The 19,177-nt window shown below is 72.2% G+C and carries 15 protein-coding genes and 1 pseudogene; 6 read left to right on the plus strand and 10 right to left on the minus strand.

Going from position 1 to position 19,177, the window contains the following annotated elements:
* Nucleotides 1–41: 41 nt before the first annotated feature.
* The gene (locus AB0P17_RS32220) at nt 42–1,460 is read right to left on the minus strand and encodes a DHA2 family efflux MFS transporter permease subunit (protein ID WP_365816450.1); all 1,419 of its coding nucleotides are present in this window, start codon (nt 1,458–1,460) and stop codon (nt 42–44) included.
* A gap of 225 nt (nt 1,461–1,685) precedes the next feature.
* On the opposite strand from AB0P17_RS32220, the gene AB0P17_RS32225 reads away from it, so the two are divergent.
* Nucleotides 1,686–2,258 carry a hypothetical protein gene (locus AB0P17_RS32225; RefSeq protein ID WP_365816452.1) on the plus strand — a complete coding sequence of 191 codons (573 nt, stop codon included), beginning with the start codon at nt 1,686–1,688 and terminating at the stop codon, nt 2,256–2,258.
* A 312-nt stretch (nt 2,259–2,570) separates the two neighbouring features.
* Here the strand turns inward: AB0P17_RS32225 and AB0P17_RS32230 are convergent, their stop codons facing one another.
* The 7 genes from AB0P17_RS32230 to AB0P17_RS32260 all read right to left on the minus strand — a co-directional run bounded on the left by AB0P17_RS32230 (nt 2,571) and on the right by AB0P17_RS32260 (nt 12,346).
* Entirely contained in the window at nt 2,571–3,992 is a 1,422-nt protein-coding gene (locus AB0P17_RS32230; protein ID WP_365816454.1) for an adenylosuccinate lyase family protein, read from the minus strand.
* A gap of 11 nt (nt 3,993–4,003) precedes the next feature.
* The gene (locus AB0P17_RS32235) at nt 4,004–6,835 is read right to left on the minus strand and encodes a prephenate dehydrogenase (protein WP_365816456.1); all 2,832 of its coding nucleotides are present in this window, start codon (nt 6,833–6,835) and stop codon (nt 4,004–4,006) included.
* On the minus strand, nt 6,820–7,743 hold the full coding sequence (locus AB0P17_RS32240) for a phytanoyl-CoA dioxygenase family protein (RefSeq protein WP_365816458.1): 924 nt from the start codon (nt 7,741–7,743) through the stop codon (nt 6,820–6,822). Before AB0P17_RS32240 ends, AB0P17_RS32235 begins: the two co-directional genes overlap by 16 nt.
* 120 nt (nt 7,744–7,863) lie before the next feature.
* Nucleotides 7,864–8,931 carry a 4-hydroxyphenylpyruvate dioxygenase gene (gene hppD / locus AB0P17_RS32245; protein ID WP_365816460.1) on the minus strand — a complete coding sequence of 356 codons (1,068 nt, stop codon included), beginning with the start codon at nt 8,929–8,931 and terminating at the stop codon, nt 7,864–7,866.
* Nucleotides 8,932–8,993: 62 nt separating this feature from the next.
* Nucleotides 8,994–10,265: a beta-ketoacyl-[acyl-carrier-protein] synthase family protein gene (locus AB0P17_RS32250; protein WP_365816462.1), complete on the minus strand. Its 1,272-nt coding sequence runs from the start codon at nt 10,263–10,265 to the stop codon at nt 8,994–8,996.
* On the minus strand, nt 10,262–11,932 hold the full coding sequence (locus tag AB0P17_RS32255) for a class I adenylate-forming enzyme family protein (protein ID WP_365816465.1): 1,671 nt from the start codon (nt 11,930–11,932) through the stop codon (nt 10,262–10,264). The genes AB0P17_RS32250 and AB0P17_RS32255 overlap by 4 nt, the downstream gene beginning before the upstream one ends.
* Before the next feature lie 138 nt (nt 11,933–12,070).
* Nucleotides 12,071–12,346: a phosphopantetheine-binding protein gene (locus AB0P17_RS32260; RefSeq protein ID WP_365816467.1), complete on the minus strand. Its 276-nt coding sequence runs from the start codon at nt 12,344–12,346 to the stop codon at nt 12,071–12,073.
* A 17-nt stretch (nt 12,347–12,363) separates the two neighbouring features.
* Here AB0P17_RS32260 and AB0P17_RS32265 point away from each other — a divergent pair, with 17 nt between their 5' ends.
* On the plus strand, nt 12,364–13,017 hold the full coding sequence (locus AB0P17_RS32265; RefSeq protein WP_365816469.1) for a 4'-phosphopantetheinyl transferase superfamily protein: 654 nt from the start codon (nt 12,364–12,366) through the stop codon (nt 13,015–13,017).
* Between the two features lie 71 nt (nt 13,018–13,088).
* On the opposite strand, the gene AB0P17_RS32270 is transcribed toward AB0P17_RS32265, so the two are convergent.
* Together AB0P17_RS32270 and AB0P17_RS32275 are read right to left on the minus strand one after the other, a co-directional pair.
* Nucleotides 13,089–14,501: a fatty acid--CoA ligase family protein gene (locus AB0P17_RS32270; RefSeq protein WP_365816471.1), complete on the minus strand. Its 1,413-nt coding sequence runs from the start codon at nt 14,499–14,501 to the stop codon at nt 13,089–13,091.
* Nucleotides 14,502–14,769: 268 nt separating this feature from the next.
* The gene (locus AB0P17_RS32275) at nt 14,770–15,873 is read right to left on the minus strand and encodes an alpha-hydroxy acid oxidase (RefSeq protein WP_365816472.1); all 1,104 of its coding nucleotides are present in this window, start codon (nt 15,871–15,873) and stop codon (nt 14,770–14,772) included.
* Nucleotides 15,874–15,987: 114 nt separating this feature from the next.
* Between AB0P17_RS32275 and AB0P17_RS32280 the strand changes: the two genes are divergently transcribed.
* The 4 genes and pseudogenes from AB0P17_RS32280 to AB0P17_RS32295 all read left to right on the plus strand — a co-directional run.
* The gene (locus AB0P17_RS32280) at nt 15,988–16,635 is read left to right on the plus strand and encodes a TetR/AcrR family transcriptional regulator (RefSeq protein ID WP_365816474.1); all 648 of its coding nucleotides are present in this window, start codon (nt 15,988–15,990) and stop codon (nt 16,633–16,635) included.
* Between the two features lie 69 nt (nt 16,636–16,704).
* Nucleotides 16,705–17,667, plus strand: a complete 963-nt coding sequence (locus AB0P17_RS32285) for an alpha/beta hydrolase (protein ID WP_365816476.1) — start codon at nt 16,705–16,707, stop codon at nt 17,665–17,667.
* A 4-nt stretch (nt 17,668–17,671) separates the two neighbouring features.
* Nucleotides 17,672–19,042 (plus strand): PLP-dependent aminotransferase family protein, encoded by a 1,371-nt coding sequence (locus AB0P17_RS32290; RefSeq protein WP_365816478.1) that lies wholly within the window; start codon nt 17,672–17,674, stop codon nt 19,040–19,042.
* A 49-nt stretch (nt 19,043–19,091) separates the two neighbouring features.
* Nucleotides 19,092–19,177 (plus strand): annotated as a pseudogene (locus tag AB0P17_RS32295) (aldehyde dehydrogenase family protein); the annotation flags it as partial.

Here is a 19,177-nt window from a genome sequence, read left to right on the forward strand (position 1 = left end):
CTCGCCGTCCCTGTGCGGGGCGGGCGACGCCGGAGGGCTGTTCAGGCGGCGCGGCCGCGGATGCCCACCGCCGCCACGGCGGCGACCGCGGAGCCCGCCGCGCAGGCCAGGAAGACCTGGAGGTAGCCGGTGTCCGCCAGCACGCTGTGCCGGGCCAGGATCGCGGCGAGCGCGGCGATACCGAACGCCCCGCCTACCTGACGGGCCGTCATCAGCAGCCCCGTACCGGAGGCGAAGCGGTCCTCCGGCAGGGAGCCCGCCGCCGCGTTGGAGATCCCGGTGAGCGCCATGCCGATGCCCGCGCCCGCGACGATGCCGATCGGCAGCCACAGCGAGAGGTAGTGGCGCTCGTCGTCGAGCAGGAAGAACATCGCCGCGCAGGATCCGGCGAACAGTACGGCGCCGGCCAGCGCGGCCGCCCACTGTTTGGCCGGCCCGACGCGCCGGCCGACGACCACGGCGCCCGCCGCCGCGCTGAAGGCCCCGGGCGAGACCGCGAGTCCGGCCTTCAGCTCCGAGTAGCCCCAGACGGCGTTGAGGAACAGCAGGGTGCTGAGCAGATACGCGTACATCGCGGCGCCGAAGAACAGCACGGTCACATTGGTCGCCGCGAACGGCCGGCTGCGCCAGAGCTGCCACTCGACCGCGGGCGAGGGGTGCCGCAGGGAGAGCAGCAGGGCCACGGCGCTCAGCACGGCCCCACCGATCAGCAGGCCGAGTACCGACCCGCTGCCCCAGCCCCAGTCGCTGCCCTGGGTCACACCGAAGACGACGCCGCCCAGACCGAGGCCGAGGCACACCGTACCCACCGGGTCGGGCAGTGTGCGTCCGCTCGGCGGGTCGGTGGCCAGGCCGAGGGCGCCGACCAGGACGATGGCGAGCCCGATGGGCAGATTGATCAGAAACACACTGCGCCAGCCCCACACGTCGACCAGCAGCCCGCCGAGGCTGGGACCCACGGCGGCGGCCATGCTGCCGATCGCGCCCCACACGCCCACCGCGACGGCCCGCCGGGCGGGCGGGGTGTGTGTCAGTACCAGCCCGAGGGCCGACGGTGTCATCCCGGCGGCGGCGACGCCCTGCAGGGCACGGGCGGCGATCAGTGTGTTCAGGTTGGGCGCGAGTCCGCTCACCACGGAGGCGAGGACGAACAGGGAGGTGGACCAGAGGAACAGCCGCCGCTGTCCGATGACGTCCGCGATCCGGCCGGCCACCGCGAGCAGCGCGGCGAAGACCACGGCGTACCCGGTGATGACCCAGGTCAGGTTGGGCAGCGACGCGTCCGGGAAGCTCTCCTGCAGATCCGCGAAGGCGATGTTGACGATCGTGGTGTCGAGGATCGAGAGGAAGGCGGCACCGGACGCGGCCAGCAGAGCGAGCCGTGCGGCCTTGCCCGCCGTGTCGCCGGGCGGAGCGCCCGCCGCCTCGTCGACGGGCGACGGGGATGGGGTGGCCGTCATCCGTGGATTCCTTCCGTGTGGGGACCGCGGCGGCCGGTGAGGTGCGCCGCGCTGGATGGACGAACGATCGTGCATGTTTATGCCCGCCCTATGAAACACCGCGCGCCTGGTGAGCGCAAGGGGCGCAAGGGAGGTATTCCGGACGGGTTTCGGTGGACTCGGAGATGTTATATAAACGACCGTGCGTTTAGTTTTATTCATCCGATCGCGAGGAGCCCGTTGACCGTGGAAGCCATTCCTGACGCCGGCGCCCCGGCGTACGAGGCCGTCGAGCCGACCGGTGCTGAGATCCAGCAGTTCTGGTGGCTGCACGACGCGCGCTGGTACCAGGGCGTGCTGCACCGCTTCGGGCAGGAGGCGGCGAACGAGATCAACGCCGAGGCCGTCCGGTTCGTGGGCCGCCGGGTCGCCTCCTGGTACAGCCGGTCGCGCCCTTCGAAGGAAGAGCCGTCGGCCGCCGAACTGGCCGCGCAGGTCGCCGACCTGCTGGCGCTGATGGGGTCGAACGGCCGCTCGGAGGTCGCCCAGCAGGTGCTGGACGACGACGAGTGGGAGACCGTCGTCGGCAAGAGCTTCCCGCTGCTCATGCTGCGGGCCGCCGGGACGCTGGAGGGGTACGAGTGCCCGTGCCTCGAACTGCGGGCCGGATGGTTCGAGGGGCTGCGGGTCCCGGTGCGCGACAGCTGCGTCGAGTGCCAGCGCACCACGGGTTCCGTCTGCCGGTTCAAGGCACGGATCCTGCGGGACGGTGAGGACGGCAGTGCCGTGAGCGAGGACGCGAAGGCCCACGCGGACTGACCGGCGGGCCGGGCACGGCAGGCGCGCCCCCGGACACACTGGGCGGGCGCGCCGGAGACGCCGTGCGCGCCGGACACAGCAGGCGGGCGCCGGACACACACCGTGTGCGCCGGACGCGACAAGTGCGCGCGGGAGCCGTGCGCGCCGGACACAACACCCGCCCGCCGGCACCGCCGTGCGCGCCGGACGCAACGGCCGTGTGTCGGACGCACCGCGGGGCGGGGCCCGGAGAGATCACCGACCGGTCATCTCTCCGGGCCCCGCCCCTGGTTCCCGGACGGCCGTGTGTTCCCCGGCCGTCCGGGGTGTCCGTCAGATACCGCCGCCCTTCAGGACCCGTTCCACCAGCATGGGCGCCGCGCCCGTGTAGTGGGCCGGGTCGAGGAGTTCGGCCAGCTCGCCGGGGGAGAAGTGGCCGGACAGTTCCGGTGTCTCCGCCACGACATCGGCCAACGGCCGGTGGGTGGCGGCGGCCCGCGCCGAGACCCGGCTCATCAGCTCCTTCGCCGCGGCCTTGCCGAGCGCCGGCGCCAGTACCGCCGCCAACCGCTCGGAGGCGATCATCCCCCCGGTGAGGGCGATATTGGTCCCCATCCGTTCCGGGAACACCTCCAGCCCCTCGACCAGTTCACGCGCCGAGTGCGCGGCGCCGCCCGTCAGCCGCAGACACTCCCGCAGCGGCTGCCACTCCGCATGCCACGCCCCCGCCGACCGTTCGTCCTCCGAGAGCAACGCCCCCATCAGCACGCTCGCGTACGCGGGGAGTTGCAGGGCCGCCGCCCTGATCAGCGTCGCCAGCGCCGGATTGCGCTTGTGCGGCATCGCCGAGGACACGCCGCGGCCGGTGGCGGCGGGCTCGGCCACCTCCGCCGTCTCCGTACGGGAGAGCAACTGCACATCCACCGCGATCTTGCCCAGCACGCCTGCGGTCAGGGCGAGTTCGGAGGCCAGGGCCGCGACGGGCGCCCGGGTGCTGTGCCAGGGCGCCACCGGTTCCGCGAGCCCCACCTCCGCCGCGAACCGCCGCATCAGACGCGCCGCGTACCGCTGCGGATCGGCGCCCTCGCCCGCACCCGCGTCCCGTTGCGCGTATTCGAGGTACCCCGCCAACGTCCCCGCCGCGCCGCCCAGTTGCGCGGGCAGCCCACCGTCGAGCAGCCCGCGCAGCCGGGCCGCGCAGCCGTCCACCGACAGCAGCCAGCCGGCCGCCTTCAGCCCGAAGGTGGTGGGTACGGCGTGCAGCCCCAGGGTGCGCCCGGCCATGAGCGTGTCCCGGTGCCGGTCGGCGAGCAGCCGCAGCGCCGCCCCGAGCGCGTCGAGGTCCCCGACCAGGATCTCCAGCGTCCGCCCGGCCACCAGCATCAGCGCGGTGTCCAGGATGTCCTGGCTGGTCGAGCCCCGGTGGACGTAGTCGGCGGCGGCCGGATCGTCGGCGGCGACCACGGCCGTGAACGCCTGGACCATCCCCACCACCGGATTGGCCGCGCCCCGCCCGGCGCGCGCGACCGCCACCAGGTCCAGCCGTTCCGCCACCGCCGCCGCGGTGATCGTACGGGCGGCCGAGGCGGGCACCACGCCCAGCTCCGCCTGGGCCCTGACCAGCGCGGCCTCGGCGTCCAGCAGCGCCTGGAGACAGGCGCTGTCGGAGGTCGCCGCCTCGGCCGGGGTGCCGGCGCGTACCGGGCTGAGGATCCCGGAGTCGAGGTCCGCCGCGGGGACCGGGGGTGAACTCATCGGTGAACTCCTCATCTCAGGGCCGCCTGCACCGTCGTGGCACCCACGGCCGGACTCTCCGCGAGGGCCAGCACCGCCCGCGCGAGCGCGTCGGAGTCCTGCAGCGTCACGGAGTCGACCCCGGGCCGGATCCCCGCGGCGGTCGCCCAGTGCACCGACTCGGTCGGCACACCGAAGACGAAGCGGCGCGGATGCGGCGTCCCCGACGCGTCCAGGAGGTGGAACGGCGACGCGGAGACGGCCACCCCGCCGGTCCGGTACGCGTAGCCGTCCGGGTCGGTGATGTCGTACGTGCGGCACTGCCCGTCGGCGAGCAGCTGGAGCAGCAGCGGATCCGCCGTCGCCGACACGTCGACCTCGGGCAGCCGCGCCTCGATCAGGGTCGTGGCACTCAGCCGGGACCCCGGCACGGCGGGGGACCGTACGGTGAACACCCGGGCGTTCTCGTCGGTGGCCACCTCGGCCTCCGGGCCGAGCACCCGGAGCACCCCCGCCTCGATCAGGGCCACCGCCTCCTCGATCCGCCGAGCCGGCGGACCGATCGACAGGAACGCGTTGAGCGGGGTGTACCAGCCGTCGAGGTCGTCCCTGCGGGACCGGCCGGTCAGCCCGCCGTGGTCGATGACCAGCCGTATCTCGTTGCGCAGATCGCGCAGCACATCGAGCGCGGCCTTCAGCGGCCCGTCCACGTTGCCGGCCCTGGCCGCCGCCAGGTCGTCCCGCAGATGACCGAGCAGCCACGACGTGAACTCCTCCGGCGAGGCGAAGTTCCGCCCCAGGTACGGCCGCGCGACGCGCTCCCAGTCCCAGCGGTCTCCCGGCGCCACCCCGGCCAGGTCGAGGACGCGGCCCTCCTCGGCCCGGTCCCTGGCGCCGAGATACACGTCCCGCAGCGCCCGCGCCCCGGTGGTGTCACCGGTCGAGGCCAGCAGGGCGGTGTAGTAGACCGTCTCGACCTCCTTCGCGATCAGCGGCCACAGATCGGCCCGGAAATCGAGCCCGCCGCTCCGGGCCCGCTGCCGCAGCCCGTCCACCACCTCCGGGGTCAGCACCGCCGGCGTATGGCGGCCGTGCGCTCCCTTCTGGTTCTCGCCGCGCGAGTGGAAGGGCAGACCGCGGCGGGAGCAGGCGACCATCACCGGCTCACGCCCCGACGGCCGGTAGGCGAGCCCGCCGGGCCCCCGGACGAACTCCCCGCCCCGGCCCAGGGTGAACAGGGCCATGTAGTCGAAGAAGTTGAGACCGAGACCGAGCAGCGCCACCGTCTCCCCGGGACGCACCTCGGACAGGTCCACGTCCGCCGGGTTCGCGGGAGCCACGTAGCGCAGCTCGTTCCGCTTGGCGAAGTCCCCCCGGGCGAACTGCTCGGCCGACCCCCGTACCGGCACATGCCCCTGGGCCAGCACCACCGCGTGCAGCCCACCGAGCACCGTGCCGTTCTCCAGCCGTACGCTCTGCGGGCCGCCCGGCCCCTCGTCGCGCAGCGCGACCGCGCGGGACTTGTGCACCACGGTGCTGACCCGGCCGCGCGCCGACGTCAGCACCCGCCGGAAGACCCACTCCAGATAGTGGCCGTTGAGGGAGCGGGACGGATACGAGTCGGGTCCGAGCGAACCCGCCTCGGCCAGCACCGCCTCGTCGTACGGACCGGTCTCGCCGAGGTCGTACGGCCCCTGTCCGGTGAGGGCGCGCGCCCACTCGTACAGGCTGGGGCCCGGGGCCAGCGGGCCCCGCATCCGTACGCTCTCGTCGGTGAACATCGTGACCTGGGAGGCGACGGTGTTCATCAGCAGATGCGGTGACTGACCGGTGCGCCAGACGCGGCCGGCGCCCGGCGGGTACGGATCGACCACATGCACGGTGACGGAACCGCGGTGCCCTTCGGTGTTGGCACAGAGCCGTTCGAGGACCGAGAGGCCCCGTGGCCCCATGCCGACGAGACAGACATCGAGCCGATCCGCGTCCATGGTCGCTCTCCTCTCAGGTATCCGGGCGTGTCCCCGCACTCCTCGCGCGAGCGCCGCGGTCAGGCGCGCGGAGCCCGTGCGCCGGCGCTCCGCGTCCTGACCGCTGACATCGCGCAGGGCGTCCCGGACCGCGTCGAGATCCCGGGCCACCTCTTCCAGCACCTCCTCGACCGCGGGGGCGTTGGAGGCGAGGATCTCCGACCACAACGCCGCGTCACCGGCGGCGATCCGGGTCATGTCGCGTACCCCCTGGCCCGCCAGCCGCAGCTGCGACTCGTCGCCCGCCACCAGCCGGGCCGCGAGCAGACTCGACACCAGATGGGGGGTGTGCGACGTCAGCGCGACGGCCCGGTCGTGGTCGGCGTGTGCCATCGTGAGCGGAGTGGCCCCGCACAACTCGGCCAGCCGGGTGGCGTGTTCCAGAGCCTCGGTCCGCGAGTGGTGTGAGGGGGCCAGCACCCAGGGGCGGTTGTGGAACAGATCCGCGCGCGCGGCGCCCGGCCCCGACTGCTCCCGGCCCGCCATCGGATGCCCGCCCACATAACGGGTGAGATCACATCGCAGTTCGGTCGCGGCCTGCTGGGGAATCGACTTCACACTGGCCACATCGGTGAAGTAGGTGGCAAGCTGACCCTGTTGCTGCTCCCTGAGCACAGCGGCCGTGCTCAGGGGCGGTACCGCGATCACCGCCAGGTCCACGGGGGTGCGGGGAGCGCCGGCGATCCCCGCACCCAGCGACTCCGCGACCCGCGCGGCCTCCGGATCCCGGTCCAGCAGATAGGTGGTCACGCCCCGGCCCCGCAGGGCCAGGGCGACGGAGGTCCCGATCAGGCCGGTGCCGACCACCGCGACCGTACGCATCAGCTGCTGCGCCACAGCACGGGGCAGTACCGCGGGTCGGCGTAGTCGGGCCGGCCCTGCGCGTCCCGGCGCACCAGCACGTCGTGGTTGTAGTGGACCTCGCTGCCGTCGGACCGGGTGAAGGGGCGGTAGCGGTTCTCGCCGTCCTGGAGGTGGAAGGAGATCGCGCGGCGCGGCCTGTCACTGCGGTTGGCACCACTGCCGTGGTAGGTCAGGCAGTGGTGGAAGCTGACATGGCCCTTGGGGATGTCCATCGCCACCTTGCGCACCTCGACACCGTTGTAGGCGGCGTTCTCCGTGAGCATGGCGTCCAGCTGACCGCGGTCGCGCTCGGCGAAGTGCAGCGAGGTCTGGTCGTTGGCGGAGGTCTCCTTCCAGCGGTGGCTGCCGTCCACCATGGTGATGGTGCCCATCTCCTCACCGCAGTCGTGGAAGGGGATGAACGCGGTCAGCATCCGCTCCGAGGTGGAGTTGGCCCAGTAGTGCCGGTCGAAGTGCCAGGGCACGATGTTCGACGTCTCTTCCCGCCGCGGCGGCTTGAAGATCAGTGTGGACTGGAAGACCCGGATCTCCCGGGCGCCCGCCAGCAGCGCGGCCGTGGCGCCCAGCAGCGGTTTGCCGAGGATCCGGCCGATGGTGTCGTCCTCGTAGTGGATGTAGTCGTTGTGCCGCTGTACGGGGCCGTCCTCGGGCTTCCAGGAGGCGAGCTTGGGCGGGCGCACCGGCAGGGTGTTGTCGCGGTGGCCGGCGTAGTAGCGCTCGCTGGCCGCCTCCAGGGTGTCGATCTCCTCGTCGGTGAAGATCTTCTTCGACAGGTACCAGCCGTGTTCCTGGTACGCGATGATGTCGTCGTCGGTGGGGAGCAGCTCACGCTCCGCGTCGGTCAGTGTGAACAGCGGGGAATCCTCGGAAGACACTGTCATCCTTTGCTCGTTCGTCGTGGTGCCGTCGTTCGTCCGGGGCCGGGCGCCGCGCGCCGGGAGGGATGTCGTGACGGGTGCCGGGACGGGTGCCGGGACGGGCGGCCGGCCCCGCGCATCCGCTCACGTGGTGACGCGCTCCCGGGCCTTGGCCTCGTAGAGGGCCTTGATGTTGCCGCTGCCGAAGGTGCGGGCACCGTGCCGGTCGATGACCTCCCAGAAGAAGGTCCGGCGGATGTGCATGGACTGGGCGAAGATCTGGAAGACCTCGCCCCAGTGGTCCCGGTCCACCAGCACGTTCGTCTCGCGCAGCGCCCCCAGGTCGAGCTCCGGGCGGCCGAGGCGCCCCTCCAACTCGGTGTAGTAGGTGTCGGGCGTCTGCAGGAACGCCACCCCGCGCTGCTCCAGTGTCCTGACCGTGCCGACGATGTCATCGGTGAGCAGCGCGAGATGCTGCACACCGGCACCGCCGTGCCGGGCCAGGAATTCGTCGATCTGGCCGGGCTTGCGGCCGACGACCGGCTCGATCAGCGTGAAGGTGATCTTCCCGCTGGGGCTCTGCACCACCTTGGAGTTCATGGCCTGCTCGCCGACCTCGATGAACTCCTCGAAGATCTGCGAGAAACCGAAGACCTTCTGGTAGTACTCCACCGTCGGCGACAGTTCCCCGGCGGGCAGACAGACCGCGGCGTGGTCGAGCACCGCCAGCAGCGGCGGCTCCTGCGCGGCGGGGCCGGACGGCACCATCTCCATCACACCCGGCAGGAACTCCTCGGGGTCACCGGTCCGCTCGACGAAACGGTGTGTCACATCCCCGAAACCCGCCACGCTCGCGGTGACCACACGGGCCCCGCACCGCTCCAGCACCCTCGGCTCCTCGGCCACGGCCGCGCCCTGGGCGACGGCGGTCTCGAACGCGCCCCTGGTGTCCGCCACCGAGAAGGCGATCGTCGCCACGCCGTCGCCGTGCCGCGCGGTGTATACGGCCGCCGGGTCCTCGGGGTCGAGCGCGGAGGTCAGAAGGACCCGTATGTCCCCCTGTACGAGCAGCAGCGAACGCCGCCCCGGCAGTCCCGTTTCGGGACCCGCCTGGCCCTGGACGCGGAACCCGAAGGCGAAGCAGAGAAAGTGCGCCCATTGCTGGGCGTCACCCACAAAGAATTCGACGTGGTCAATTCCGTCAATGTCCACGGACGTTCCTCACCTTTTCTTTTCTTCCGGTTTCTCTCGGACTCTCGTTCTGTTCACGTCGGTCAGGACCGCTTTTTCCGGGTGGAGGCGGTGCCGAGCAGCACGCTGACGTTGTGACCGCCGAAAGCGAAGGAATTGCTCAGCGCGGCTTCGACCCGCTGCTTCCTGGCACCGCCCCGTACGTGGTCCAGCTCGCACTGGGGGTCCACCTCGTCCAGGTTGTGCGTGGGCGGCAGGGTGCCCCGGGCGACGGCCAGCGCGGACACGGCCGCCTCCACCGCGCCCGAACCGCCGAGCAGATGCCCGGTCATGGACTTGGTGCCGCTGACCGCGGGCGACCGTTCGCCGAAGACGGACCTGATGGCCCTGGCCTCCGCGATGTCGCCCAGCTTGGTCGCCGTCCCGTGCGCGTTGACGTAGCCGACGTCGTCCGGCACGAGCCCGCCGGAGGCCAGCGCGTTCCGCATGCTGCCCGCCGCGCCCTCCCCGTCGGGCCGCGGTGTGGTGGGCCGGTGGGCGTCCGTCGTGACCCCCCACCCGAGCAGGTCGGCGTATCCGGCCGCGCCGCGTCCGTCCGCGTGTGCGGCCCGCTCCACCACCAGGACGCCGGCGCCCTCCGAGAGGACGAATCCGTTGCGGGCCCGGTCGAAGGGCCTGCTGGCGCGCTCGGGGTCCTCCCAGCCGTGCGCCAGCGCCTTGGCGTGCGCGAAGGCCAGCGCGGACGTCGGGTTGAGCGGCGCCTCGGCGCCGCCGCAGACCACGACATCGGCCTCGCCGTACCGGATCAGCCGGGCCGCCTCCACCACCGCGTGGGCGCCGGCGGAACAGGCCGTCGCGATGGCCGCGCTCCAGCCCCTGATCCCGTGCTTGATGGCGATCCGGGCCGCCGCCATGTTCGGCAGCATCCCGGGCAGCAGATAGGGGCTGATCGCGGTCGCGCCCCGCTCGGCGCGCGCCGCGGTCTGCGCCTCGTACGTGGTCAGTCCGCCGGCCCCGCTGGAGACCACGACCGCGACCCGGTGCGGGTCCACGTCCCGGCCCACGACGATGCCCGAGTCGGCGAGAGCGTCGTCGGCGGCGGCCAGCGCCATCAGGACGTAACGGTCCACCAGCCGTCCCTCACTGGGCGGCAGTACCTCGGCGGCGGTGATGTCGGGGGCGAGCCCCGCCACGTCGACGGTCCCGTCCAGCAGGTGGCCGGCGGGCGGACGGCGCAGCCCCGACTTGGTGTGGCAGAGCGCGTCGAAGGTGTCGGACGCGCCCCGGCCGAGCGAGGTGAACGTACCGAGACCGGTGATGACGGCGCCGGCGCCCGGGGCGACGGAGGTGCTCATACCGCGCCCACCGCCTCCGCGCGCAGGTCCGTGCCGGACCCGACGGGCAGTTCGCCCTTGAGGTAGCGCTCCCGCAGCAGCACCTTGCGGACCTTGCCGGTGGGGCCGAGCGGGATGAGGTCGGGATCGACCACCACGACCCGCGCGACGGTCCGCGCGACATGCTCCTCCAGCGCCGCCAGCACCTCCTTGGCCCGGTCCTCCTCGGGGACCGTCCTGGCCTCCCCGGCCGCGGGGACCAGCAGGACCGAGGTGGTGACCTGGTCGCCGTCGCGGACCGCGACGACGGTGCATTCGAGGATCCCGGGACAGCGCGCGAGGATCCGCTCCTCCGACGCGGCGGTGAACAGCTTCTCGCCGCCGGGGAGTTCGACCGCGTCCACCGCGCGGTCCACATGGAAGTAGTAGCCCGCCTCGTCGCGGTAGACCAGGTCGCCGGTGAGGAAGTAACCGTCCCTGCGGGTCCGGTAGGTGGTCACCGAGTCGTTCCAGTAACCCAGCGCCAGCGTCGGCGCGTTGACCCCGAGCTGACCGACCTGTCCCGGGCCGAGGTGCTCTCCCTCGTCGCTGATGACCGTCACGTCCGAGAAGGTGTGCGGCTTGCCGATGCAGCGGCCGTACCGGTTGGTCTCCGGGGTGTGGGTGATGAAGAACTGCGAGTGGCCCATCTCGGTGGAGCCGAGGCCGTCGATGAAGAACGAGCCCGGCCGCCGCACGACGCCCTGGGCGGTGGCGGTGCTCCGGTTGCCCACCGCGACCAGCCGCCGTACGTGCGCCTCGTGCGCGCAGTCCCCGGTGTTCCACCAGGCGCGCACGGAGTCGAGGTCGCGCGCCGCCAGGTCCTCGCCGGCCAGCTCCGACCAGGTCGCGGCGAAGCCGAGCACGGCCTCGGGCCGCCAGCTCTCGATGGCGTCGAGGACGACCGTGCCGTCCTGGCGGGACACCAGCGCCAGCTGGACGCGGTTGCACAGCGCCAGGTTGACCGCGATGACCGTCGCGGCGTGGGCGGCCGGCAGCGCGCCGAGCATCCGGTTCAGGCCCTGCCCCTTGGGCAGCGAGAGCCGGTGGCGGACGGAGGCGAAGAGGCTGTGGTGGGAGTGGGCGACCGCCTTGGGCAGCCCGGTGGTCCCGGACGAGTGGGTGATGACGACCGGTTCCGTGCCGTGATGGCGGTACGGGGCCGGCGCGTCGGCCGGCTTCCCCGCGCCCAGTCCGGACACGTCGCCCAGCAGCGGTGTGCCCGTCTCGTGCCCCGCCAGCTCGGCGGCGTGGGCCGCGTCGGCGAGCACGCCCACGGCGCGGAGCCGCTGGATGTACTTGGCCGCGGTCGCCCCGGGCACCCGCCCGTTGACCAGGGCGGGGATGGCGCCGATGCGGGCGAGCGCCAGATAGCTGAGCACCTGGTCGGCGGCGGCGGAGACATAGACCGCGACCGGGTCACGGGGCCTGATGCCCCAGGCGTGCAGGGTGGCCGCCCGTGCCGCCACCCGTTCCCCCAGCTCGGCCAGGGTGAAGGGTTCCCAGGCGGGGTGCCCGTCCACCTCGGTGTCGAAGGTCAGTGCCGGCGCGTCCAGGCCGATGCCCTTGGCGACGAGTGTGGTCAGCGCGTTGCCGACCCCGAGCGCCGGGTCGGCCGCGAGTTCCGCGCGGTCGTTCTTGGCGTTCATGCCGTGTCTCCCCTCTGCGTCTGCTGCTCCCCAGCGGGTGGGGACTTTCTCGGTCGACCCGTGGTGCGGGGCCGCGGCCCCGGCCGGTGTCCCGGTGCCGCACAGCACACGGGGCACCGGCCGGGCGCGGCCCGGTGCTCACTCGGCGGCGGCGGAGACGGTCCTGGCGGCGGCCACCCGGTCCACGATCTCCTTGACCAGGCCGGCGACGGTGAGCAGCGCCACGGTCTCCATCTCGTCCTCGTCGAACTTGACGCCGTAGGCGTCCTCCACCTGGATCGCGATCTCGGCCACGGACAGCGACTCCAGATCCAGTCCGGCCGGGCCCAGCGGGGTGTCGCCGGTCACGTCCGTGACGTCGTAGTTCATGTTCTCGAGGGCGGTGACGATGAACTGGTGAACCTCTGCGGTCATTTGATTGACTTCCCTTCATGGATGGACGCCCGGGGCCGGCCCCGGACACGGTGACGGTGCTGTGGTGCACGACGGACGGCGACGAGCGCGGCAGGGCACGCGCCCTGCTGGTGCGGCAGGTCGCCGCGGTGCTCGAAGTGGACCCGTCCGCGATCTGGATGGAGCGCGAACCCGGCGGCCGGCCGGTCATGGCCGGGGCGGCCGAGGGTGTGCGGGTGAGCATGAGTCACACCCGGGGCGCGCTGGCGGTGGCGTTCTCCGCCGGCGGTCATGTGGGTGTGGATGTGGAGGCGCTGCGGGTGCTGCCCGGTCGGGCGCTGGCCCGGCGGTGGCTCGACAAGGCCGAGGCCGCGTGGGTGGGCGCGCTGCCGGAGAGCGAACGGTCCGTGGGTTTCCTGTGGTTGTGGACACAGAAGGAAGCGGTCGGCAAGGCGCTGGGGCTGGGGCTCAGGGCCGGCGGGATGAGCCGCCGGATGCCCTCGCCGGGCCGGTGGCCGCTGATCGCGGGGGCCTCGCCCGTACCGCTGGAGCTACCGGACGATCCGGGTACGGCCGCGGACGCGGCGCTGGTCGTCGGTGGGAGTCATGTCGTCGGCGTGGCCGTCCGCGGCGCGGGCGGGACCGCGGCACGCGTCGAGGTCCGCCAGGTGACGTCCCGTACATCGGGTTGATCCGCTACATCGGGTTGATCCGTAGCCGGGCGGGGTCCTCCTGAGCCGGTTCCCGCCGTCCGCCCGGGCGCTCATACCCCGGCTCCGGCTCTGGCCGCCGCGCGCAGGGCCGCCACCTGGCGCAGCGGCTTTCCGGTGGCCGTCCTGGGGAGTTCGGACAGGACGTGCAGGGTACGCGGCCGCTTGTACGGGGCGAGCCGCGCCGCGAGGGCCTGGGAGAGGCTGCCGGCCGAGACGGCACTCCGCACGAGGACGAAGGCCTCGATGCCCGCCTCGTGGACGACGACGGCGTCGGCCACGTCGGGCAGTGCGCAGAGGGCGGCCTCGACCTCGGTGAGATCGACCTTGAGCCCACCGATGGAGATCTGCGAGTCCAGCCGGCCGTTCACGGTCAACAGGCCCGTGTCCGGGTCGAGATGACCCGCGTCGTTGGTGCGCAGCCAGCCGTCCACGTAGCGGGTCGGGTCGACCTGTCCCACGTACGGGGAGGCCGCGAGGCCGAGCAGGATCTGGTTGTCCTGGACGCGCACCGGGAGCCCCGGGACCGGGGTGAGTCCGGGCAGGGTGCCGCCGGTGATGTCGGTGGCGATCACCCCGGCCTCGGTCATGCCGTACATCGCTCCGAGTCCGGCGCCGTACCCCGTGGTGAACCGCTCCCTGACCGTCTCCTTGAGGATTTCCCCACCGGTCACCATCCGTACCAGCTGGGGCAGTCGGGGCGGTGACTGCACAGCGGCCAAAACGGACGCCTGGGAGGGCACACCCAGCAGGGTGGTCGGCTCGGGATCGAGCGCGACGGCCCGGAAGACGGAGTCGGCGGTGTGCCGGGTCGGCAGGACGATCCGGACGCCGGCGGCGAGGCCGTAGAGGAGGCCGCCCACCAGTCCGAGCACATGCACGATCGAGGCCAGTAGGACGATCCGCTCGCCCCGGCGGGGGAAACCGTCGAGCCGGCTGTACCGCTCCACCTCCGCCAGCAGGTCACCGACCGTGCGGCCGATCACCTTGGAGGGGCCGGTGGAGCCCGAGCTGAGCTGGAGCAGCGCGTGCGGCGTGCGGGCCGGCCGGCCGCCGCGCAGCGGTGTGACGCGCGTGGATATCTCGAAAAAACCCCGCAGGGTGCCCGGGACGTCCCCGACCGGCTCCACCACCAGCTGCGGGCCGAGTCTCGCGATGGCCCGGCCCACCTCGTGGGTCGTCAGCCGGTAGTCGAGCAGGGCGACCTGGGCCCCGATCCGCCATCCGGCCAGCATCGCGATGACGCAGTCGAGCGAGGGCGGCAGGCGCAGTGCCAGCGCCCCGCCCCTGGCCAGCCCCGCGGCGGCGAACCGCGCGTGCTCTTCGGCCACCAGTCGGCGTAACTGTCCCCGGCTCACGGGGCCGCCCAGATGGAGCACGATGTCTCCGTCCGAACCGCCGAGTAATATCTCGTCCACCCACGCGCCGTCCTCGCACACCGGGTGGCGCGGTTCCGTATCCCTCACGGATATCTCACCTATTCCAATTCCACGGCGATATCGTTCCGCCGCTACCGGTTCCCCTGCCGACAATCCGTAGTGTCTATCGTTACTGCCGGGTAGGCAAGTAAAGAAATTCTATCCGGTCTGGCGTGTCGTTGATTTGGAGATGTCACGAATTTTGGCATGCGGGGAATGGATTCGGGCATGCGGAAAAACTCACCCCTAACAATCGGGTGAGAATAAAATCAATGGCATGCTCCGGCGCGGAAGGCCGTTCCGGGAATAGCCTTTCCTATGGCCGTACGACGCCGGACCGGTTCAGCTCCCGGATTCCGGAAGCCCCCATCAGCGCCATCGTCTCGTCGAGTTCGCCGGTCAGCAGGCGCAGCACCGAGGCGGCGCCGTCGCCGCCGGAGTGTGTCAGCCCCCACAGGACGGGCCGGCCGACGAATACGGCGCTGGCCCCCAGACAGAGGGCCTTGACGATGTCGGTGCCGCTGCGGACGGCGCCGTCGAGGACGACGGGACATCGCCCGCCGACGGTGTCGACGATGTCCGGCAGGACATCCACGGCGTCCACGGCGGAATCGAGTTGCCGGCCGCCGTGGTTGGAGACGATGATTCCGTCCACGCCGTGGCGCACGGCGAGATCCGCGTCCTCGGCACTGAGGACGCCCTTCAGTATCAGCGGGAGCGAGGTCAGCTCCCGCAGCCGGCCGAGATCGGCCCAGGTGACCGACGCGTCGAACTGCTCCCGCGCGTGGCGGGCGACGGCGGATTCGCCGGCGTTCCCGCCGTGCGAGGCCGCCATGACCTCCGGGTCCACATTGACGGCGCGGATGCCGTCCGGGATGGAGAACCCGTTGCGGATGTCCCGGGGTCTGCGCGCGATGCTCGGCGCGTCCACCGTCAGGACCAGCGCCCGGTACCCGGCGGCCTCGGCCCTCTTGGCCAGCCGCTCGACGATGTCCCAGCGCTTCAGCCAGTACAGCTGGAGCCAGAGCGGCCCGCTCGCCGCGTCGGCGATGTCCTCCAGCGACCGGCTCGCGAACATGCTCACGGTGAGCAGGGTGCCGGTCTCGCCGGCCGCCCGCGCGGTCGCCACCTCGCCCTCGGGGTGTGCGAGCCGGTGGTAGGCCATCGGCGCGATGCCCAGCGGCGCGGCCAGCCGGGCGCCGAGCAGAGTGGTGCCCGGGTCGCGCTCGGAGACGTCCACCAGGCAGCGCGGCCGCAGCCGCAGTCGGTCCAGGGCCGTTCGGCCGCTGGCCAGCATCGATTCGGTGCCGCTTCCGCCGGCCAGGAAGTCCCAGACCTCGCGGGGTAATCGGCGTTCGGCTTCATCTTCGTACCCGCGCAGCGTCAGCTGTGGCGGTGCGTGTTGACTCCCCCTGCCCATGGCGGCCACTCTACACAAGTAACCGCACGGGCGTACAGTAATAGGACGGTCGTTCACTTTGTATGATGGGGGCGGCCGGCGGACCACCGGCTGACGACGGGAGAAGGTGGCGACATGGCGGTGTCCAGGACGGACGGACGCATCGAGCGAGGCAACCAGACACGGCGGCTCATTCTGGGCCATGCCGTGGCGATCGCCTCGGTCGAAGGTCTCGACGGCCTGTCCCTGGGACGGCTCGCGGAGGAACTGAGCCTCAGCAAGAGCGGGGTCTTCGCCCTCTTCGGCTCCAAGGAGGAGCTCCAGCTCGCCACCGTCAGAGCGGCGGTCAAGATCTACATCGAGCGTGTGGTGCAGCCCGCGCGCGAGGTGCCGAGCGGCCTCGGCCGGGTCCGGCACATGTGCGAGCTGTGGCTGGCCTACTCCGAACAGCGGGTCTTCCCCGGCGGATGCTTCTTCTACTCGGTCTCCGCCGAGTACGACGCCCGCCGCGGACTCGTGCACGACACCGTCGCCCAGGCCCAGACCAACTGGGTCTCCTTCGTCGAGCAGTCCATCGAGGAGGCGCGCGAGGCCGGGGAGATCGCGGAGGACACCGACGTCCCCCAGCTCGCCTTCGAGCTGATCGCCTTCCTGGAAGCGGCCAACGGCTCCTCGGTACTCCACGACGACCCCGCCTCCTACACCAGGGCGGACCGCGCCATCCTCGCGCGGCTCCGCTCCGTCGCCACCGACCCGTCGAAGCTGGTGGACGCCTCCGCATAGACACGCGTGTCTCCGACCGGACCACGCGGTTCACCGACCGGCCGGGCCGACCGGCCGGAGAGGGAGAGCATGGCACTCGACCCGCAATTACAGGCCCTGTACGACCGGAAGGCCGCCGAGGGCGGCCGCCCGCTCTACACCATGTCCCTCCAGGAGGCGCGCGAGGCCGACCTCGCCGCCGTCCTCGACGGAGCGGGCACACCGGAACCCGTCGAGGAGGTCACCGACACGACCTTCCCGGGACCCGAAGGACCGCTGCCCGTCCGGGTCTTCCGGCCCGCCGGCGACGGGCCGCTGCCCGTCCTCGTCTACTACTTCGGCGGCGGCTGGACACTGGGCACCATCGACACCTGCGACGCCATCTGCCGGAGCCTCGCCAACGCCGCGGGGTGCCTCACCCTCGCCGTCGGCTACCGCCTCGCACCCGAGAACCCGTTCCCCGCCGCCGTCGAGGACTGCTACGCGGGCCTGCGCTGGGCGGCCGAGCAGGCCGGCGCGCGCTTCGGCGCCGACACCTCCCGCATCTGCGTCGGCGGCGACAGCGCGGGCGGCAACCTCGCCGCGGCGGTCACCCTGATGGCACGCGACCGGAGCGGCCCGGAACTCGCCGGACAACTCCTCGTCTACCCCAACACCGACCATCTCGCCGACACCGAGTCGCGCCGCACCCACACCGACCCGCTGCTCTTCAACGACAAGTCCGTGCGCTGGTACTGGGACAACTACCTGGCCCACCAGTCCGACGGCAGCGACCCGCTCGCCTCCCCGCTGCGCGCCGAGAGCCACAAGGGGCTGCCGCCCGCCCTGGTCATCACCGCCGAGTACGACCCGCTGCGCGACGAGGGCGAACTGTACGCGGAGCGTCTGCGGGAGAGCGGCGTCCCGGTGGAACTGACCCGCTACCCGGGCGTCATCCACGGCTTCTTCGCGATGGCCGGAACGCTCGACGCGGGCCGCCGGGCGGTCGGACAGGCCGCCGCTCATCTCCGTACGGTCTTCGCCGGGGGCGGTCCCGCGGGAACGAAGGGCTGACACGATGTCGCACACCACCGCGGGCGCAACCACCCTCGGCGCCACGGCCCCCACCGGCCCGGCCGCCGGTGGGCAGGCGCTGGAACTCGGCGATCTGCACGGCTCGCTCGGGGACCCGCTGCTCGACTCGATGAACTTCCTCAACGAGGTCGTCGCGCGCTTCCCCGACGCGATCTCCTTCGCCCCCGGCAGGCCCGCGCAGGGCGGGTTCGAACCCGAGGACCTGGTCCGTCATCTGCGCTCGTACACCACGTATCTGGAGCGCGACCGGGGCCTGAGCGCCGAGCGGATCCGCACCCAGCTCTTCCAGTACGGCAGGACCAACGGCCTCATCCACGACCTCGTCGCCCGGACCCTGGCCAACGACGAGGACATCCACGTCCCCGCGGAATCCGTGGTGCTGACCACCGGCTGCCAGGAGGCGATGCTGCTCACGCTGCGCGCCCTGTTCGCCGCGCCCGAGGACACCCTGCTGGTCAGCTCCCCCTGCTACGTCGGGGTGACCGGTGCGGCGCGGCTGCTCGATCTGCGGGTGCGGCCCGTCCCGGAGGGCGCGGCGGGCCCCGACCCGGAGGCCGTGCTCGCCGCGGTCGAGAAGACCCGGGCCGACGGCGGACGGCCGCGCGCGCTCTATGTCGTACCGGACTTCGCCAACCCGTCCGGTGCCAGCATGGACCTGCCCGAGCGCCGCCGACTGCTGGAGATCGCGGAGCAGGAGGATCTGCTCATCCTGGAGGACAACCCGTACGGGTTCTTCGTGCGCACCGGCGGCGCGCGGCCCACCCTGAAGTCCATGGACCGCGAGCGCCGGGTGCTCTACCTGGGCTCCTTCGCCAAGACCGCGCTGCCGGGCGCCCGGGTCGGGTACGTGGTCGCGGACCAGGAGGTCGTCGGCCCCGGCGGCCGGCGCACCCTCCTCGCGGACGAACTGTCGAAGATCAAGAGCATGACGACGGTCAACACCTCGTCCATCAGCCAGGCCGTCATCGGCGGGATGCTCGTGGAGTCCGGCTGCCGGCTCCGCCAGGCCAACGAGCAGGCGATCGCCTTCTACCGCAAGAACCTGGACACCCTCCTCGACGCGCTGGACCGGCACTTCCCGCGCGCGTCCCGGGAGGCCGCGGGCATCAGCTGGAACATGCCGGACGGCGGCTTCTTCCTCGTCGTACGGGTGCCCTTCGACGCCGACGCCGCGGCCCTGGAGCAGTCGGCGCGCGAGTTCGGTGTCCTGTGGACGCCGATGCGCGACTTCCACCTGGACGGCGGGGGCACCGACCGGATCCGGCTCTCGTGCAGCGCGCTGGACCCGGCCGGCATCGAGGAGGGCGTGCGCAGACTGGCCGCCTTCATCGGCCGGCGCGGCCCGGCCCGCTGAGACGCGGGCGTGTCACCGGTGACAGCCGTCACCGCACGGCGCGACCTGCGCGCCGTGGAACTACCCGATGATGATGGCCGTATGGAAGTTCGCGCCGGCGCTCGCCGCGGGCAACACCGTCGTGCTCAAGCCGTC

It is taken from the genome of Streptomyces sp. NPDC088124 (genome assembly GCF_040685895.1).
GTDB lineage: Bacteria > Actinomycetota > Actinomycetes > Streptomycetales > Streptomycetaceae > Streptomyces.

Coding starts and splice junctions, on each gene's coding strand:
- AB0P17_RS32230 (WP_365816454.1), bottom strand. CDS start 3,992: ATGAGTTCACCCCCGGTCCCCGCGGCGGACCTCGACTCCGGGATCCTC.
- AB0P17_RS32280 (WP_365816474.1), top strand. CDS start 15,988: ATGGCGGTGTCCAGGACGGACGGACGCATCGAGCGAGGCAACCAGACA.
- AB0P17_RS32260 (WP_365816467.1), bottom strand. CDS start 12,346: ATGACCGCAGAGGTTCACCAGTTCATCGTCACCGCCCTCGAGAACATG.
- AB0P17_RS32220 (WP_365816450.1), bottom strand. CDS start 1,460: ATGACGGCCACCCCATCCCCGTCGCCCGTCGACGAGGCGGCGGGCGCT.
- AB0P17_RS32255 (WP_365816465.1), bottom strand. CDS start 11,932: ATGAACGCCAAGAACGACCGCGCGGAACTCGCGGCCGACCCGGCGCTC.
- AB0P17_RS32285 (WP_365816476.1), top strand. CDS start 16,705: ATGGCACTCGACCCGCAATTACAGGCCCTGTACGACCGGAAGGCCGCC.
- AB0P17_RS32290 (WP_365816478.1), top strand. CDS start 17,672: ATGTCGCACACCACCGCGGGCGCAACCACCCTCGGCGCCACGGCCCCC.
- AB0P17_RS32275 (WP_365816472.1), bottom strand. CDS start 15,873: ATGGGCAGGGGGAGTCAACACGCACCGCCACAGCTGACGCTGCGCGGG.
- AB0P17_RS32240 (WP_365816458.1), bottom strand. CDS start 7,743: ATGACAGTGTCTTCCGAGGATTCCCCGCTGTTCACACTGACCGACGCG.
- AB0P17_RS32250 (WP_365816462.1), bottom strand. CDS start 10,265: ATGAGCACCTCCGTCGCCCCGGGCGCCGGCGCCGTCATCACCGGTCTC.
- AB0P17_RS32265 (WP_365816469.1), top strand. CDS start 12,364: ATGGATGGACGCCCGGGGCCGGCCCCGGACACGGTGACGGTGCTGTGG.